The sequence below is a fragment of the Pseudomonas sp. TSO6 genome (assembly GCF_056098905.1).
Map to the genome: position 1 here is coordinate 75,301 of NZ_JBLZWV010000019.1, position 16,814 is coordinate 92,114.

15 protein-coding genes are annotated in these 16,814 nt (G+C 63.1%); 5 read left to right on the forward strand and 10 right to left on the reverse strand.

All coding sequences use genetic code 11. From position 1 onward, the window contains the following. Positions 1–227 precede the first annotated feature (227 nt). Both ACN6NG_RS05650 and ACN6NG_RS05655 read right to left on the reverse strand, forming a co-directional pair. Positions 228–1,193, reverse strand: coding sequence for a FecR domain-containing protein (locus ACN6NG_RS05650; RefSeq protein ID WP_474313172.1), 966 nt, complete (start codon positions 1,191–1,193; stop codon positions 228–230). Between the two features lie 4 nt (positions 1,194–1,197). Next, a complete protein-coding gene (locus ACN6NG_RS05655) occupies positions 1,198–1,728 on the reverse strand; it encodes a sigma-70 family RNA polymerase sigma factor (protein ID WP_341796544.1) in 531 nt (176 codons plus the stop codon). 332 nt (positions 1,729–2,060) lie between these two features. Between ACN6NG_RS05655 and mqo the strand changes: the two genes are divergently transcribed. Further along, on the forward strand, positions 2,061–3,698 hold the full coding sequence (gene mqo, locus ACN6NG_RS05660) for a malate dehydrogenase (quinone) (protein ID WP_474313174.1): 1,638 nt from the start codon (positions 2,061–2,063) through the stop codon (positions 3,696–3,698). 221 nt (positions 3,699–3,919) lie between these two features. Here mqo and ACN6NG_RS05665 read toward each other — a convergent pair whose 3' ends face one another. Continuing rightward, positions 3,920–4,255, reverse strand: coding sequence for an ArsR/SmtB family transcription factor (locus tag ACN6NG_RS05665; protein WP_016488623.1), 336 nt, complete (start codon positions 4,253–4,255; stop codon positions 3,920–3,922). Between the two features lie 49 nt (positions 4,256–4,304). On the opposite strand from ACN6NG_RS05665, the gene xenA reads away from it, so the two are divergent. Then, positions 4,305–5,396 carry an NADH:flavin oxidoreductase/NADH oxidase gene (gene xenA, locus ACN6NG_RS05670; RefSeq protein ID WP_197898987.1) on the forward strand — a complete coding sequence of 364 codons (1,092 nt, stop codon included), beginning with the start codon at positions 4,305–4,307 and terminating at the stop codon, positions 5,394–5,396. A gap of 114 nt (positions 5,397–5,510) precedes the next feature. On the opposite strand, the gene ACN6NG_RS05675 is transcribed toward xenA, so the two are convergent. From ACN6NG_RS05675 to ACN6NG_RS05695, 5 genes are all read right to left on the reverse strand, one after another. After that, the gene (locus ACN6NG_RS05675; protein WP_474313175.1) at positions 5,511–6,758 is read right to left on the reverse strand and encodes an NAD(P)/FAD-dependent oxidoreductase; all 1,248 of its coding nucleotides are present in this window, start codon (positions 6,756–6,758) and stop codon (positions 5,511–5,513) included. 2 nt (positions 6,759–6,760) lie between these two features. Then, positions 6,761–8,338 (reverse strand): aldehyde dehydrogenase (NADP(+)), encoded by a 1,578-nt coding sequence (locus ACN6NG_RS05680; protein ID WP_474313177.1) that lies wholly within the window; start codon positions 8,336–8,338, stop codon positions 6,761–6,763. 185 nt (positions 8,339–8,523) lie between these two features. Next, positions 8,524–9,471, reverse strand: coding sequence for a dihydrodipicolinate synthase family protein (locus ACN6NG_RS05685; RefSeq protein WP_474313178.1), 948 nt, complete (start codon positions 9,469–9,471; stop codon positions 8,524–8,526). A 41-nt stretch (positions 9,472–9,512) separates the two neighbouring features. Then, the gene (locus ACN6NG_RS05690; protein ID WP_474313179.1) at positions 9,513–10,439 is read right to left on the reverse strand and encodes a 4-hydroxyproline epimerase; all 927 of its coding nucleotides are present in this window, start codon (positions 10,437–10,439) and stop codon (positions 9,513–9,515) included. 23 nt (positions 10,440–10,462) lie between these two features. Next, positions 10,463–12,076 carry an APC family permease gene (locus tag ACN6NG_RS05695; protein ID WP_474313181.1) on the reverse strand — a complete coding sequence of 538 codons (1,614 nt, stop codon included), beginning with the start codon at positions 12,074–12,076 and terminating at the stop codon, positions 10,463–10,465. 368 nt (positions 12,077–12,444) lie between these two features. Between ACN6NG_RS05695 and ACN6NG_RS05700 the strand changes: the two genes are divergently transcribed. After that, positions 12,445–13,239: an AraC family transcriptional regulator gene (locus ACN6NG_RS05700; protein ID WP_063427390.1), complete on the forward strand. Its 795-nt coding sequence runs from the start codon at positions 12,445–12,447 to the stop codon at positions 13,237–13,239. Between the two features lie 78 nt (positions 13,240–13,317). Then, positions 13,318–13,863, forward strand: coding sequence for an RHS repeat-associated core domain-containing protein (locus tag ACN6NG_RS05705; protein ID WP_474313182.1), 546 nt, complete (start codon positions 13,318–13,320; stop codon positions 13,861–13,863). 349 nt (positions 13,864–14,212) lie between these two features. On the opposite strand, the gene ACN6NG_RS05710 is transcribed toward ACN6NG_RS05705, so the two are convergent. Then, positions 14,213–15,100, reverse strand: coding sequence for a LysR family transcriptional regulator (locus tag ACN6NG_RS05710; protein ID WP_474313183.1), 888 nt, complete (start codon positions 15,098–15,100; stop codon positions 14,213–14,215). A gap of 140 nt (positions 15,101–15,240) precedes the next feature. Here ACN6NG_RS05710 and moaB point away from each other — a divergent pair, with 140 nt between their 5' ends. After that, positions 15,241–15,780 (forward strand): molybdenum cofactor biosynthesis protein B, encoded by a 540-nt coding sequence (gene moaB, locus ACN6NG_RS05715; protein WP_043204243.1) that lies wholly within the window; start codon positions 15,241–15,243, stop codon positions 15,778–15,780. A 130-nt stretch (positions 15,781–15,910) separates the two neighbouring features. Here moaB and ACN6NG_RS05720 read toward each other — a convergent pair whose 3' ends face one another. Further along, positions 15,911–16,810, reverse strand: coding sequence for a bestrophin family protein (locus ACN6NG_RS05720; RefSeq protein WP_063427386.1), 900 nt, complete (start codon positions 16,808–16,810; stop codon positions 15,911–15,913). Positions 16,811–16,814 lie beyond the last annotated feature (4 nt).

The following is a 16,814-nucleotide window of genomic DNA, read 5'->3' on the forward strand; positions in this document are numbered from 1 at the left end:
GGGTTAACCGAACGAGATTGGAAAAAGGGAACTGGTTTGGCAGATTTTTTATGGGTTGGCGCTGATATACGTGGGTAGCACCATCACTCAGGCTACCGCGTCCCTGTGTAGGAGCAGCCTTGTGCGAAGAGGCCACTGCAGCCGAAGATAATCTTTAGCCTTACCGGCCTCTTCGCAGCACAAGGCTGCTCCTACAGGGCTTGTGTTTGCCTTGAAATAGGTGCCAATCAGGCTGGCTCGACTGTGACCCACCAGGGCGTCAGCCGCTGCACCCGCACCGGCAACGCCGCTTGCAACAAGGCCAGTGCGCGGTCGGTATCGTTGAGCGGGAAGGCACCCATCACCGACAGTTTGCCGACATCCGGGTGCCAACCCAGGTGCCCGTGGCGATAGCGCCCCAGCGTTTGCAGCAAATGCGCCAATGGCATGTCTTCGGCATTGAGACGGTGATAAATCCACGACTCGCCGGCGCTTTGGGCCGGGCGGGTGTTGCTGATGCCCCGGGCGCTGAAGTCCACTTGCTGGCCCGCCGCCACGATGCAGCGCTCACCGCTTTGAGCCGTGCACACCTCCACGGCGCCCGCGTACACATCCAGCCTGGTGCGCTCCCCCTGCTGGCACACCGCAAAGCGCGTGCCCAGCGCCTGCATGCGCCCTTGCGCAGTGTCGACGAAGAACGGGCGGCGCGGGTCGTGGGCAGTTTCCACCAGCAGCTCGCCAAAGCGCAGCCGCAGTACCCGGCTGAGGGTGGAAAACTCCATGTCCACGGCGCTCTGCGCCCCCAGCCACAACTGGCTGCCATCGGCCAGCCGGGTTTGGCGAGTTTCACCGATGCCGGTGGCCATGTCGGCATCCCAGCCCGACAACGGGGCACCGTGCCACGCCCGCCAGCCAAGCAGCGAGCTGGCGCCAAGCACCAGCAGCGACTTGAGCCCGGTGCGCCGGCTGAAGCGACGCGCGTCGTGCTCACGCAGTGCCCGGCCCGCAGCGGCGCCTTCGGCCTGCAACGGGGCAAAACGCTGGCCGACCCGTTGCACATAGTGCCAGGCCGCCTGATGGTCGCCGTGCTGGTCAAACCAGTGTCGCCACTGCGTGTGCAACTGCGGTGCGGCGTTTTCGTCCTGTAACTGCACGTACCAGTGCGCGGCCTGCTGCAGGCTGGCGTGGCTGAGTTTTTGCGCGGGCGCGGTCATGGCGTCACTCCACCAGCAAGCCGTCGAGTTCGGCTTCAAGAATGGCGCAGTGCAGAAACGCCTGGGCCAGGTACTTCTTGATCATGCGTTCGCTCACGCCAATGTGCGCGGCGATATCGCGGTAGGCCAGGCCATCGATCTGCGCCAGCAGGAATGCCTGGCGCACCTTGCTCGGCAAGCGCAGCAACATGGCGTCCACCTCGTGCAGGGTCTCGACAATGATCGCGCGCTGTTCGGGGGAGGGTTGCAACGCCTCGGGCTGCAAGGCCAATTGCTGCAACCAGGCCTGTTCCAGCTTTTGCCGGCGCCAATGGTCGACGCACAGGCCGCGGGCGATGGTCGCCAGGTACGAGCGTTCGCCGCGGTCGCCGTCGAACTGCCGTGGGCGCTTGAGGATGCGCACGAAGGTGTCCTGCACCAGGTCGGCGGCATCGCAGCGGCTGCCCAGCCGACGGTACAGAAAGCCGAGCAACCAGCGCGAGTGGCTGTGGTACAGGGTATGGAGCGAGGTGTTCAACTCTGGGATCGAAACCACGGCGGCATCCGGCGCGAGCGCATACTGGTGCGAATGAGAAATGATCGCAATGTTAGGGGCGCCGGAAAAATACTGCAATCACTGCACAGCGTGCGGGTATCCCCTGGGACAACCCGTCACCTTGACGCGAAGACCGGCAATTTGTTTGCGCTGGCATTTCGGATACAATCAGAAAAACGATTCAGCCCTGTCGGTCAATTCGACAAAAGGCCGAGTCGTTTTCTGGTTCTCTGGCTGCCGAACAATGATCAACAACAAGCCTGCGCTGAAGAACACGGAACACCTGGGCCAGCCACAGGCCCTCCCTCCGTTCTCCTGACTGGAATAGATCAATGTTCAAGAAAGCTGGCAAGACCTTGCTGGGTCTGGCTGTCGCTGCGAGCTTCATGCAAGCGCACGCCGCAGAAACCAAAAAAGTAGATGTGCTGCTGGTCGGCGGCGGCATCATGAGCTCCACCCTGGCTGTGTGGCTGCACGAGCTGGAGCCAAGCTGGTCGATGGAGATGGTCGAGCGCCTGGACGGCGTGGCTGAAGAAAGCTCCAACGGCTGGAACAACGCCGGTACCGGCCACTCCGCGCTGGCCGAGCTGAACTACACCCCGGAAGACAAAGACGGCAACGTCAATATCTCCAAGGCCATCGAAATCAACGAAGCTTTCCAGATCTCCCGTCAGTTCTGGGCCTGGCAGGTTCGCCAGGGCGTGCTGAAGAACCCGCACTCGTTCATCAACACCACCCCGCACATGAGCTTCGTGTGGGGCGATGACAACATCAAGTTCCTGAAAAAGCGTTACGACGCGCTGCAGGCCAGCCCGCTGTTCCGCCCGATGCAGTACTCCGAGGACCACGCGCAGATCGCCAAGTGGGTCCCGCTGATGATGGAAGGGCGCGACCCGAACCAGAAGCTGGCCGTGACCTGGACGCCAATCGGCACCGACGTCAACTTCGGCGAGATCACCCGCCAGATGGTCGGCCACCTGAAGACCCAGGACAAGTTCGACCTGAAGCTGTCCAGCGAAGTGCAGGACATCACCCGCAACAAGGACGGCTCCTGGCACGTCGAGTACAAGAACCTGAAGGACGGTACCGAATCGGCTACCGACGCCAAGTTCCTGTTCATCGGTGCCGGCGGCGGCGCACTGAAGCTGCTGCAGAAATCGGGCATTCCTGAAGCCAAGGAATACGCAGGCTTCCCGGTGGGTGGCTCGTTCCTGGTGACCGAGAACCCGACCATTGCCATGCAGCACATGGCCAAGGCCTACGGCATTGCCTCGACTGGCGCGCCACCCATGTCGGTACCGCACCTGGACACCCGCGTGCTGGACGGCAAGCGCGTGATCCTGTTTGGCCCATTCGCCACCTTCTCGACCAAGTTCCTGAAGAACGGCTCGTACCTGGACCTGCTGAGCAGCACCACCACCCACAACGTGTGGCCGATGACCAAGGTCGGTATCGAGCAGTACCCGCTGGTGGAGTACCTCGCTGGCCAGCTGATGCTGTCTGACGATGACCGCTTCGAAGCCCTGCGCACCTACTTCCCGAATGCCAAGAAGGAAGACTGGCGCCTGTGGCAGGCCGGCCAGCGTGTGCAGATCATCAAGCGTGATGCCGAGAAGGGCGGCGTGCTGAAGCTGGGTACCGAAGTGGTCGCATCCGAAGACCGCACCATTGCCGGCCTGCTGGGCGCCTCGCCAGGTGCTTCGACTGCTGCGCCGATCATGCTGACCGTGCTGGAAACCGTGTTCAAGGAAAAGGTCGCTACCCCAGAGTGGCAGGCCAAGATCAAACAGATCGTGCCGAGCTACGGTACCAAGCTGAACGATTCGGCAGCGGCCACTCAGAAAGAGTGGAACTACACCGCTGAAGTGCTGCAGCTGGAGAAACCGCCGGTGATCGACGCCAGCGTCGACTTCGGTGGCGCGGCCAGCCAGCCGGTTGAAAGCAAGCCTGAGAACGACATGGCGCTGTAATCGGCCATTGGCATGAAAGAAGCCACGGGGGAAACCTCGTGGTTTTTTTTGGGGGGGTCTTCACGCGTGTAGGGGAAGAATGGGTGCGATTTGTTCGTCGGGAGGACGGGTGAGGGCGGCTACGGGCCTGTCATGGGATGGGTGGAGGGGCGTACATCGAGCGCCGCCCGCGCGGCGCTCGATTTCACAGGCGCTGAAACTGCTATGGCGAGCACCCGGCATCATCTCTGGCGCAGGATGCACTCCAGCAGCCCGGGAAAACGCTCGCCCAGCATTTCGCTGCGCAGTGAATTCATATGGGTCGTCCCCACATTGCGGGTGTGCACCAACCCCGCATCACGTAGTACGCGGAAGTGGTGCGACATGCTCGACTTGGGCCGCCCACCGTCAAGCTCGCCACAGCTGGCCTCGGCAACGCCGGCCAGATGGCGGACGATTTCCAGGCGCACGGGGTCGCTGAGCGCATAGAGCAGGCGTTCAAGGATCAGGTCTTCAGCGTTGGGATGTTTATAGGCTCGCATGGCCGACATGATAACGGGGGTTTCACTAATTGCCATAGTTCGATTATGATCGAACAACAGTATTGAAATGAACCCGGAGTTTCCCATGTCCGCACTGTTCGAACCCTACAGCCTCAAAGACGTCGCCCTGCGTAACCGCATTGCCATTCCGCCGATGTGCCAATACATGGCCGAAGACGGCATGATCAACGACTGGCACCACGTGCACCTGGCCGGCCTGGCCCGTGGCGGTGCTGGGCTGCTGGTGGTCGAGGCCACTGCGGTGGCACCGGAAGGCCGTATCACCCCCGGTTGTGCCGGTATCTGGAGCGATGCTCACGCCCAGGCATTCGTACCGGTGGTGCAGGCCATCAAGGCCGCAGGTTCCGTGCCGGGCATTCAGATCGCCCACGCCGGGCGCAAGGCCAGCGCCAACCGCCCGTGGGAGGGTGACGACCACATCGCCGCCGACGACGCGCGTGGCTGGGAAACCATCGCCCCGTCTGCCATTGCCTTTGGCGCGCACCTGCCGAAAGTGCCACGCGAAATGACCCTGGACGACATTGCCCGGGTCAAGCAGGACTTCGTCGATGCCGCCCGCCGTGCGCGTGATGCCGGCTTCGAATGGATCGAACTGCACTTTGCCCACGGCTACCTGGGCCAGAGCTTCTTCTCCGAGCATTCCAACAAGCGGACCGATGCCTACGGTGGCAGCTTCGACAACCGCAGCCGCTTCCTGCTGGAAACCCTGGCTGCGGTGCGTGAAGTATGGCCAGAGAACCTGCCGTTGACCGCGCGCTTTGGTGTGCTGGAATACGATGGCCGCGACGAGCAGACCCTGGAAGAGTCGATCGAACTGGCGCGCCGCTTCAAGGCTGGCGGCCTTGACCTGCTGAGCGTAAGTGTCGGTTTCACCATTCCCGAGACCAACATCCCGTGGGGCCCGGCGTTCATGGGGCCGATTGCCGAGCGTGTGCGCCGCGAGGCGAAGCTGCCGGTGACTTCGGCGTGGGGCTTTGGCACACCGCAGCTGGCTGAGGCCGCGTTGCAGGCAAACCAGCTGGACCTGGTTTCGGTAGGGCGTGCGCACCTGGCCGACCCGCACTGGGCGTACTTTGCCGCCAAGGAGCTGGGGGTGGAGAAAGCCTCCTGGACCTTGCCGGCGCCGTATGCGCACTGGCTTGAGCGTTATCGCTGAGAAGCCTGGGGCTGCTGCGCAGCCCAATCGCCGGCAAGCCAGCTCCTACAGGATAGCGTGCTCTTTGTAGGAGCGGCCTTGTGCCGCGAATGGGCTGCACAGCGGCCCCCGAATCTAGAACCGATCCAACCGGTAGGCTGCCTTCTCAGGCCCCGCAGCCCGCTCAGCCAACCGTCCCACCCATTCCGCCGTCACCGCCGCCTGGGTCAACCCCAGGTGCTGATGCCCAAACGCCAACAGGACCCGCCCATCACACACCCTGTCGATCACCGGCAACGAGTCCGGTAACGAAGGCCGGAAGCCCATCCACGGCGTCGCCCCTTCGACGCTCAAGTCTTGCCGGAACAACCCCTTGCTCAACCGGTGCAACTGCCAAGCCCGTTGCATGCTTGGCGGTGCCTCCAGCCCGGCGAACTCCACCGTGCCGGCCAGGCGCAAGCCTTCGGCCATGGGCGTCATGATGAACTTGCGCTCCAGCGAGGTGACTGCAAACGGCAGACGCTGGTGCTCACCCGGCAACATCAGGTGGTAACCGCGTTCTGTGTCCAGCGGTACCCGCTTGCCCGTCAGCGCGGCGGTCAGTTTCGCAGAATGGGCACCACAGCTGATCAGCACCTGGCGGGCATTGAGCGTGCCCTGGTCGCTGGCCAGGCTCACGCCCGCACTGTGCAATTGCCCGCCATCGACCTGCGCCTGAACAAAGCGCACGCCGCTGGCCTTGGCCGCTTCGAACAGTTCGCACACAACCCGGTAAGGGTCGATGAAGTGCCCGGTGCGCGGAAAGAACAACCCGCCCAGCAGTGACGGGCTCAGTTGCGGCGCTGCCTCGCGCACGGTTTCGGCCGACCAGACGTCCACCGGCACCGCCTGCTGTTGCATGCGGGTGCGCAACGCCTCCAGTGCCTGGCGTGACTCAGGCTTCTCGAACACCAGCAACGAACCATCCTCCTGGAACAGGTCGCTGCGCCCGATCGAGCCCAGCAGGCGCTGCCATGCACCCAGGCTGCCTTCGTTCAGCGTGCGGATGCCGGCCACACTGCGCTGGAACGGGGCCGGGCGCAGGTTGAGCAGCAGGCGGGTGAACCAGGGCATGGCCGTGGGCAGGTACTTCCAGTCCAGGCGCAGTGGGCCCATCGGGTCCAGCAGCATGCGCGGCAAGCGCTTGAGGATCGACAGGTCGGCAATCGGGAACACCTGCTCGGTGGCCAGGTGCCCGGCGTTGCCATAGGACGCCCCATGGCCGGGTGCCTGACGGTCCACCAGCAGTACCCGGCGGCCCTGGCGGGCCAGTTGCAGGGCACAGGCGACGCCGACAATGCCGGCGCCAACCACGGCGATATCGGCTTCAGGGGTTTGGACCATGCTTAGCCTTCCCGTTTGCCGTCGAGCAGGCGCCGCAGTTGCAGCGGGTTGCCGTGTTTCAGCGCCTGCGGCAGCAGCGCATCAGGGAAGTCCTGATAGCACACCGGGCGCAGGAAACGCAAAATCGCTGCCGTGCCCACCGAGGTAGTGCGGGCATCGGAGGTGGCCGGGAACGGCCCGCCATGGACCATGGCATCGCACACCTCGACGCCGGTCGGCCAGCCATTGACCAGAATGCGCCCAGCCTTGCGTTCAAGGGTCGGCAGCAGCGCACGGGCGCGGTCGATGTCGGCATCGTCCAGTTGCAGGGTAGCGGTCAACTGGCCTTCCAGGTGCTCGGCCACTTGGTGGACCTGTTCATCGCTGGCGCACGCCACCACCAGCGACGCCGCGCCAAACACTTCAGCTTGCAACGCCGGGTCGGCGAGGAAGGCTTCGGCTTGGGTGACGAACAATTGCGCCTGGCATTGGTTGGGGCCTTGCCCGGCCTGCCCGCTGGCCGCAGCCTGGGCATTGGCGTTTCCTGCCAAGCCACCGACACCGGCCTGGTAAGCACTGAAGATGCCCGGGGTGAGCATGGTTTGCGCAGCGGCCTGGCGCACGTGCTCGCTGGCAGCGTCGATAAACCGCTGTAAAGCCGGCCCTTGGGGGGCAATCACCAGCCCGGGGTTGGTGCAGAACTGGCCGGCACCTTGGGTCAACGAGGCGACGAAGCCGTGCGCCAGCGCTTCGGCACGGGCCTGCAGGGCCGCCTCGAACAGGAACACCGGGTTGATCGAACTCATTTCGGCGTACACCGGGATCGGCTCCGGGCGTGCCTGGGCCGCCTGGCACAGCGCGATACCACCGCTGCGTGAGCCGGTAAAGCCAACGGCCTTGATGCGCGGGTCGCTGACCAGCGCGATGCCCACTTCACGGCCGGAGCCGTACAACAGCGAGAATACGCCGGCCGGCAAGCCGCACAGCTTCACCGCCTGCGCCACCGCCTGGCCGACCAGCTCGCTGGTGCCAGGGTGGGCGCTGTGGGCCTTGACCACCACTGGGCAGCCAGCAGCCAGTGCCGACGCGGTATCGCCACCGGCCACCGAGAAGGCCAGCGGGAAATTGCTGGCGCCGAATACGGCTACCGGCCCCAGGGCCACCTGGCGCTGGCGCAGGTCGCCGCGCGGCAAGGGCTGGCGTTCTGGCTGGGCGTTGTCGACCCGCACATCCAGCCATTCACCGGCCCGCACTACCCGGGCGAAGGTGCGCAGCTGGGTACAGGTGCGGCCACGCTCGCCCTGGATACGCGCCTTGGGCAGACCGCTTTCGGCCACGGCGCGGTCGATCAGGGCATCGCCCAGTGCTTCGATCTGGGTGGCGATGGTTTCGAGGAATTGTGCCCGTTGTTCGAGCGTGGTTTCGCGGTAGCCATCGAACGCCGCCCAGGCCAGGGCGCAGGCTTGGGCCACGTGTTCGTTGGTGCCGCCCAGGTAGGCCGGTTCCAGTGGCTGGCCGGTGGCCGGGTCGATGCCGCGGATGGCTTCGCGGCTGCCGGTTACCGGCGTCTGGCCGATCAGCATGTTGCCGGTGAGGGTCATGTAGCCTCCTTGTGAATCAAATTCGGGTATCAAGGTAAACCGCAACCCTTGTAGGAGCGGCCTTGTGCCGCGAAGGGCTGCAAAGCAGCCCCAGCAATTTGTGCATCTGCGTGGAAACCCCGGGGCTGCTTTGCAGCCCTTTCGCGGCACAAGGCCGCTCCTACAAGGGCCAAGCAGGGCATGGGTCAGGCGATGTTCTGTTCGGCCGACCAGCTGGCGTACCAGTTGCGGAACAACGCGTACTGCTGCTCGGCATAGTTGTGCTGGGCGTCGGTCAGCACGTCGGTTTCGTTGAAGTGCAGGCTGTACTCGCTGTCGCCGTTCAGCACCATCAGGTGCTTGTAGTACAGCACCAGGTCGCAGCCCTCATCGAACGACGACAGCACCGCCAGCGCCGCTTCCAGCTCGCGGGCCAGGCGGCGGGCCTTGGCATCGCCCTTGGCCGCCTGCTTGCTCAGGCTTACCAGGTGCAGCACCTCACGGGGCAGGGCGTTGCCGATGCCGGTGATGGCGCCGGTGGCGTTGCAGTTGACGAAGCCATGCACCACCTGGGTGTCCACGCCCACCATCAGGGTCACGTCGTCATCCTTGGAGGTGATGTGCTCGGCGGCGTAACGCAGGTCGGCACCGCCACCGAATTCCTTGAAGCCGATCAGGTTGGGGAATTCGCGGCGCAGCTCGAAGAACAGATCGGCGCGGGTGGCGAAGCCGTAATAGGGGCTGTTGTAGATCACCGCTGGCAGCTTGGGCGCGGCGGCGAGGATGGCCGAGAAGTGGTGCTTCTGGGCGATCAGCGAAGCGCCGCGGCTGAGCACGCGGGGGATGACCATCAGGCCGGCGGCGCCGACCTTGGCCGCGTGGGCGGCATGCGCTACCGCTTCACGGGTGTTCACCGCGCCAGTGCCGACAATGGTCGGGATGCCGGCGGCCACCAGGCGCGCCACGCCTTCCTGGCGTTCGGCCTCGGTCAGTAGTGGCCAGTCGCCCATCGAACCGCAGTACACCACGGCGCTCATGCCGGCCTCGATCAGTTCACGGCCCTTGCGCACCAGGGCGTCGAAGTCCGGCTTGCGTTCGGCGGTGCATGGGGTCATCAGGGCGGGCATGGTGCCGGTGAAGATGTTGTTGGTCATTGTTGTCACTCCTCGCAGTATTCAGTCGGAAAAAGGCGGGGTCAGATGCCCCAGGCGAACGGGTCCTGTTCGTCGATCAGCAGGGTGCTGTCGGCGGTCATGTAGGCGCGGCCGGTGATGAACGGGCGAATGTGCTCGCCGTCGCGCTCGTAGCGGCCATGGAACTGGCTGCCGGTGATACTGGCCTGTACCCAGGTCTGGCCTTCGGCAAGCTTGCCGTCGGCGGCCAGGCAGGCCAGCTTGGCGCTGGTGCCGGTGCCGCAGGGCGAGCGGTCGTAGGCCTTGCCGGGGCACATCACGAAGTTGCGGCTGTCGGCGTTGGCGTCGTCGGCAAACAGCTCGACGTGGTCGATAGGCGCGCCGTTTTCACCGGTGATGCCCTGGGCTTCCAGGGCTTTGAGCATGGCCCAGGTGTACTCGGTCAGCGCCTCACGGTTGGCCAGCTCGATACGCTGGCCGTGTTCGGAAACCAGGAAGAACCAGTTGCCGCCCCAGGCGATGTCGCCATGCACCACGCCATGGCCGGGTACATCCACCGCCACCTGCTGGCGGTAGCGGTAAGAGGGCACGTTGCCGACGGTGATGGCGCCGTCTTCATGCAGGGTGGCGCTGACCTGGCCGACCGGGGTGTCGATCTTGTGCACACCCGGTGCGATCAGGCCCAGGTGCTGCAACGAGGCGACCAGGCCGATGGTGCCGTGGCCGCACATGTTCAGGTAGCCGGCGTTGTTGAAGAAGATTACCCCGCAGGTAGCGTCGGCCGACACCGGTGGGCAATACAGCGCGCCGACCAGCACATCGTTGCCGCGTGGCTCCAGCAGGCAGGCACGGCGCCATGGGTCGTGCAGCTCGCGCAGTTCGTCGCGCTGTTCGGCCATGCTGCGGCCGTGCAGTTGCGGGAAGCCCTTCATCACCAGGCGGGTCGGTTCGCCGCCAGTGTGGGAGTCGATGACGTGTATCTGTTTCATGGGCTTGTCCCTTGCGTAAAAGATCAGGAAGCGACGGGGGCAGGGCGGCTGGCATAGGTTTCAGCGGCGGCTTCGCTTTCGTCTTCACCTTCCAGGCGCACCAAGTGGGCAGGCACGCCAGTCGCGGCGCCCCAGTAGTAGATGCCCAGCGCGCAGGCGGCCACGGCCACGGTGTCGAGCGGGTGGCCGATTACCCCCAGGCCACCGAAGCTGCCCAGCCAGGACAGCAGGATGGTCACCGCGTAGAAGCCGATCAGCCACGCCGACGAGCGCACTTGTTGGGCCAGCGACAGGTGCTGGGTGGGTACGAAACGGCTGCACAGCAGGTACAGCACGAACATCACGATTTGCAGGGCCAGCAGCCACGACACGGTGTTCCAGCCCGACCAGTACACGATGAGCGCGGCGATGATGAACGACAGCGGGCCGAGCACGGCCATGCCCTTGACCCGGAACGGGCGCGGCATGTGGGGTGCATTGCGGCGCAGGGCGGCGACGGTGACCGGGGCGACGGCGTAGCTCAGTACCAGGGCAGCCGATACCACGTTGATCAGCGCTTCCCACGAGGGGAACGGCAGGGTCCAGAACACCGACAGGCCAAACGTCAGCCACAGGGCCGGGCGCGGGATGCCGGACTCTTCATCGATGCGGGTGAAGTACTTGAAGAAGGTGCCAGTCTGCGCCCAACCATAGATCACCCGGGGGGTGGCGTTCATGTAGATGTTGCCGCAGCCGCTGGGCGAGATCACGGCGTCGGCCACCACCAGGTAGGCCAGCCAGCCCACACCCAGGGCCAGGGCGATGTCGCGGTAGGGCAGGGCCAGTTCCTTGGTCACGCTGGCCCAGCCGTTGGCCAGCATTTCGGTCGGCACGCTGCCGAGGAAGGCCAGTTGCAACAGGGCGTAAATCGCTGTGGACAGCAATACCGAAAGAATCAGCGCAATCGGGATGGTGCGCTGTGGGTTCTTCACCTCGCTGGCCACTGAAATGATCGGCGTCAGGCCCAGGTAGGCGAAGATGATGCCGCCCGCCGACACGGCCATTTCCACCCCGGAAAGGCCGAACGGTGCAAAGCCGTGGACCTCGAAGTTTTCTGGTTTGAAGAAGGTGAACAGCACGCCGATTACCAGCAGCGGCACGATGAACTTGAACACGCTGACCAGGTTGTTGGCCTTGGCGAAGGTTTTCACGCTGCGGTAATTGAGGAAGAAGAACAGCCCCAGCAGGGCGAACTGCACCAGCCAGCCGAGTACGGTCGGGTCGCTGGAGCCGGCCTTGGTCAGCCCGGGGAACCAGGCGGCGGCGTATTGGCGTGAGGCGACCACTTCGATGGCGATCAGGCTGGAAAAGGCGATCAGGGTGATGAAACCCATCAGGTAGCCGAGCAGTGGGCCGTGCGAGTAAACCGGGTAGCGCACTACGCCACCGGCACGTGGCAGGGCGGCGCCCAGTTCGCAGTAGACGATGCCCAGCAACAGTACGGCGAACCCGCCGAGGAACCAGGAGAGGATGCCGGCCGGGCCGGCGATGGCCGACACGTGGCTGGCGGCGAACAGCCAGCCGGAGCCGAAAATGGCCCCTAGGCCGATGAAGGTGAGGTCCAGCAGTGATAACTGTTTCTTGAATTTGCCTGACATGGGTTCGCCTTTTTGTTGGTTATTGGATAGGCAGGTCTGATGTCACGAGATGCGGCTTTTTGGGCCGCGCTCTTGTAGGACTTGGGCGGCTTGCGTGGGGCATAGAGTGAACCGGTCGGGGCGACGGTTCTTGATGGTTTTCTGCAGGGGGGATGACGAAATCGGCACAGTTGCAAAAAAAGCTGGTGGCCAGGGTGGGCTGGTAGATAGGCTGTAGGCCATACCGGATAAGGGTTTGAGAGATGCAGTGCCAGTGCTGGCCTCTTCGCAGCACAAGGCTGCTCCTACAAGGACCGCATGGCTATCAAGACCTGTAGGAGCAGCCTTGTGCTGCGAAGAGGCCCGCCCAGAGAACCGAGATAGAGAAGATGACCAACACCCCCCTGGCAACCCTCTACCAGTCCCTCGACCAGCACCGCCCCGCCACCCTCGAGGCCCTGCTCGCCGGTGTGTCGCTGCTGCTGCCGATCCTCGACGCCATCCCCAACGCCGCCATCTTCATCAAAGACCCGGCCGCCCGCTATGTGCTGGCCAACAACACCCTGGTCCAGCGCTGCGGCCTCAAGCGCCTGCAACCGCTGCTGGGCAAGACCAGCGCCGAGGTATTCCCGGCACAGCTGGGCCCCGGCTACACCGAACAGGACCGCCGGGTGCTTAAGGAAGGGATGGTGCTGGAGGACCAACTGGAGCTGCACCTGTACGGCAGCCGTGAACCCGGCTGGTGCCTGACCCACAAGCGCCCGCTGTACAACCAGGCGGGCGAGATCATCGGCCTGGTCGGCATTTCGGTTGACCTGCAATCAGCCGCCGACAGCCACCCCGCCTATCAGCGCCTGGCCGCGGTGGACGAGCATATTCGCCAGCACTTTCACCAGCCGATCAGCATGGGCGAGCTGACCCGCATCGCCGGTATTTCCGTGGCCCAGCTGGAGCGCTACTGCAAGCGGGTGTTCCACCTCACGCCCCGGCAGATGATCCATAAGGCACGTCTGGAGCACGCCCACCGCCTGTTGCATTCGGACCTGCCGATCACTGAAGTGGCGATGTGCTGCGGCTATACCGATCACAGCGCCTTCAGCCGCCAGTTCAAGCAACTGACCGGCTTTACTCCTCGCCAATACCGGTTGGCCCGGTGTGATGAAACACAGACAAGAGATGCCTGAGCTAAAATGTGTGGGGTAGGAAAGTAAGTATTATTCTCAAGTATTTACTATTGGACGCAAAGGTGCGGAGGATAACTAATGGTCAATAATAAGGCGTCCAGCGCTCAGGCGCACAGTACCAAGCGAGACGCGCTGTTTGTGAGGTTCGGGCGATCTTATTGTCCATACGGTTATCTGAGTGTCGCACAGCCTAGCGCTGGTTTCGTGGGGTTTAATGGTGAATGGTCTGGTTTTATTGCAGGGGGATACTTGCTCGGTAATGGTTATCGATGGCTAAATACTTTGGTGATGAGGTTTGGTAGCCCAGATTTGCTAAGCCCTTTCGGACGAGGAGGTATCAATGCTTATAGTTATTGTTTCGGCGATCCTATAAATAATATAGATCCAAGTGGGCGATTTGGCGTGCACAAGATAAAACCCCTGAAGCGTCTCCAGCATGGAGTAAAGACCATTCCGCGAGCATCAGTGAGTGAGCGTCTTAGTTTAAAGAGTCGGCAAAAAACGAAGGTCAGTGCTTTTAGTCAGTATCCCGCGTTGAGCAATAGGAAATTATCCAAGTTTGAAGCAGAGCTCGAGTGTTTCCAAAAAGCTTCCGAAATGAGGGTTTTAAGCCGATTTTTATAAAAAGCGAAAGCGATCTTAAATATGTGTCGGGCTCTCACTCAAGGCGATTTGTATTAGCAGGCCGAGGGGACCTTCTGGTCGATCCATCGGCCGACCTGAATCGACATGGTATGAATCATGCCATACTAGCAACGTACGGTTCCAAAGAGGGGGGAGTCATTGCAGTTGGTATGATTGCAGCCCCAAAGACTGGTCACGTTATGTTGTGGAATGATTCTGGGCATTACCACCCCCACTTCTCTACACTCTTCCCTGTGGCGTTCAAACTGACTGGCATGGGGGTTGAGGTAGAAATGATCAGAGTATTAGCGAGTCTTGGCTAACCTGATGAGAAACAAATCGGTTGTAGCTATGGATTACGAATAACTACCCGGGCCTCGGCAAAGCACTGCTCGGCAATCGCCCAGCGTGGTTCGCTGCGGCGCAGCAACAGGCCAACCGGGCTGTGGATGGCGGCGTCGGCCACCGGCAGGATGCGCAGGTGCTCGCTGAGGTCTTCCAGGCCACAGTGCAGCGGCATGATCGCGCAGCACATGCCGGTAGTGATGGCCTGGATCAGCTGGAAGCTCGAGTCGCTTTCCAGGACTGCATTCGGTTCCAGGCTGCGGCTGCGGAAACTCAGGTCCAGCGACTGGCGGTAGTGCATGCCTTTGCTCAGCAGGCCCAGCGGGATGTCGCCGAGCTCGTCCCAGCGCAGGGTTTCGCTGGCGAACTGGAAGTGCCGGGTGTCGTACAGCAGGCCCATGGTGGTGGTGCCCAGTTCGATCACTTCGAAGAAGCGGGTGTTGACCTGGTCCAGGTAGCAGATACCCAGGTCGAGCTGGTTGCGGCTGAGGCCGTCGATGATCTGCTCCGAGCTCAGCGAGCTGAGCTGAAAGTGCAGTTCGGGGTACTTTTCGCGCAGTGGCAGCAGCAGGTGCATGGGGTTGAAGCTGGCCAGCGGCACCGTGCCCAGGCGCAGGCTGCCGACCACCTGGCCGCGGCAACTGGCGGCCTCGGCCTGCAGGCCGTCGTGGGCGGCGAGCAGGGTACGGGCCCAGGCCAGGATGCGCTCGCCGGCTTCGGTGAAGCCTTCGAAGCGCTGGCCACGCTTGACCAGCACCAGGTCCAGTTCGTCTTCCAGGTTGCGCAGGCGCATGGACAGCGTCGGCTGGGTGATATGGCACAGCGCCGCTGCCTGGCCGAAGTGGCGGGTCTGGTCGAGGGCGATGAGGAACTTGAGCTGCTTGATGTCCATGAAAGTGCCTGGCGTCTGGTTATGCAGACCTTAACCCACATCTGCGATAGATGTCATTGATCGCCCGGTACGCCATATTGATTGGACGCCCTCGGGCCGTGCCTCTAGCGTGGCGACAATGCCATTCAAGGAGCTTTACCGTGCGCGTCCAACCCGATGCAGTCTTCGTACCGCTGAACATCGCCGTGCTGACCGTCAGCGACACCCGTACCTACGACAACGATACCTCTGGCGAGCTGCTGGCCAGCCGTTCGGTAGAGATCGGCCACCGGCTGGTGGCGCGGGCGCTGCTCAAGGACGACCTGTACAAGATCCGCGCCCAGGTGGCGACCTGGATTGCCGATGAGCAGGTGCAGGTGGTGCTGATTACCGGCGGCACCGGCTTTACCGGGCGAGACAGCACGCCGGAGGCAGTCGAGTGCCTGCTGGACAAACGCATCGACGGTTTTGGTGAGCTGTTCCGGGCGTTGTCGATTCTGGATATCGGCACCTCGACCGTGCAGAGCCGGGCGTTGGCCGGGTTGTCCAACCGCACGTTGGTGTGCTGCCTGCCGGGCTCTACCGGGGCCTGTCGTACGGCATGGGAAGGGATTCTGGCCGAGCAGCTGGATGCCCGCCATCGGCCGTGCAACTTCGTCAAACATCTGTTGCCGATCGAAGCCTGCGCAAGCCGGGGCTGATGATACTGCCTGCACCGGCCCCTTCGCGGGCTTGCCCGCTCCCACAGGTAAGCACAGCATTCGAAACTTGTGAGGTCCCTGTGGGAGCGGGCAAGCCCGCGAAGAGGCCAGAACAGACGACCACAAACCGTCAGCTCAACACATACCCCACCGGCAACAACGCCGGCGGCAACTGCTGCTCCCCCAACCCCGCCAGCACATCGCGCTCCACAGTCCGCACCATGGCATCGGTCGGCAAATCGTTTTCATCGCGCCCGAACGGGTCTTCCAGCTCGTTGCCAATCGCATCCAGCCCGAAGAACGTGTACCCCACGATGGTGGTGAACAGCGGCGCCAGCCAGCCCAGCGGCTCGGCCAGGGCAAACGGTAGCAGCAGGCAGAAGATGTAGATGGTGCGGTGCAGCAGCAGCGTATAGGGGAACGGCAAGGGTGTACCCTTGATCCGCTCACAGGTGGCCTGTACTTCGGTCAACCCTACCAGCCGCTGCTCCAGCAAACTGTAGCGCCAGTCACTGATCTGCTGTTGCTCTGCCAGCCTTGAGCAATGCTGGCCAATTTCGCGCAGGATGCCATCGCACACGTTGTGCGGGCTGATCGCCTCTGGCCGGGCGAGCCATGGCCGGGCAGCCGCCAGTTCGTCCTCACCGCGCAGCCGCGCATTCAATGCATGGGCAAAACCGCACAGGCTACGCAGCAGTTGGTTACGCAGTTTTTCATCTGTAATGACCACGCTCTCACGCACGAACGAGCGGGTTTCAATGATCAGCTTGCCCCAAGCTTTGCGGCCCTCCCACCAGCGGTCATAGCAGGCGTTGTTGCGAAAGCTCATGAAGATCGACAGCGACAGGCCAAGCAAGGTGAACGGCGTGGCACTCACCGGGTAGAAAAACGCCGGGTAATGGCGCTCGATCAGCACGATCAGCGCGGCCAGCAGGGTCACCATCAGGCAGCGCAGGGCAATGCGCTTGACGATCGAACCCTTGAGGGTGAACAGCACGCGCAGCACATCGGGGGTTGGGTGGACGATCATGGAT

Coding starts and splice junctions, on each gene's coding strand:
- ACN6NG_RS05690 (WP_474313179.1), bottom strand. CDS start 10,439: ATGAAACAGATACACGTCATCGACTCCCACACTGGCGGCGAACCGACC.
- xenA (WP_197898987.1), top strand. CDS start 4,305: ATGTCCGCACTGTTCGAACCCTACAGCCTCAAAGACGTCGCCCTGCGT.
- ACN6NG_RS05665 (WP_016488623.1), bottom strand. CDS start 4,255: ATGGCAATTAGTGAAACCCCCGTTATCATGTCGGCCATGCGAGCCTAT.
- ACN6NG_RS05650 (WP_474313172.1), bottom strand. CDS start 1,193: ATGACCGCGCCCGCGCAAAAACTCAGCCACGCCAGCCTGCAGCAGGCC.
- ACN6NG_RS05720 (WP_063427386.1), bottom strand. CDS start 16,810: ATGATCGTCCACCCAACCCCCGATGTGCTGCGCGTGCTGTTCACCCTC.
- ACN6NG_RS05680 (WP_474313177.1), bottom strand. CDS start 8,338: ATGACCCTCACCGGCAACATGCTGATCGGCCAGACGCCGGTAACCGGC.
- mqo (WP_474313174.1), top strand. CDS start 2,061: ATGTTCAAGAAAGCTGGCAAGACCTTGCTGGGTCTGGCTGTCGCTGCG.
- ACN6NG_RS05685 (WP_474313178.1), bottom strand. CDS start 9,471: ATGACCAACAACATCTTCACCGGCACCATGCCCGCCCTGATGACCCCA.
- ACN6NG_RS05700 (WP_063427390.1), top strand. CDS start 12,445: ATGACCAACACCCCCCTGGCAACCCTCTACCAGTCCCTCGACCAGCAC.
- ACN6NG_RS05710 (WP_474313183.1), bottom strand. CDS start 15,100: ATGGACATCAAGCAGCTCAAGTTCCTCATCGCCCTCGACCAGACCCGC.
- ACN6NG_RS05705 (WP_474313182.1), top strand. CDS start 13,318: ATGGTCAATAATAAGGCGTCCAGCGCTCAGGCGCACAGTACCAAGCGA.
- ACN6NG_RS05675 (WP_474313175.1), bottom strand. CDS start 6,758: ATGGTCCAAACCCCTGAAGCCGATATCGCCGTGGTTGGCGCCGGCATT.
- ACN6NG_RS05695 (WP_474313181.1), bottom strand. CDS start 12,076: ATGTCAGGCAAATTCAAGAAACAGTTATCACTGCTGGACCTCACCTTC.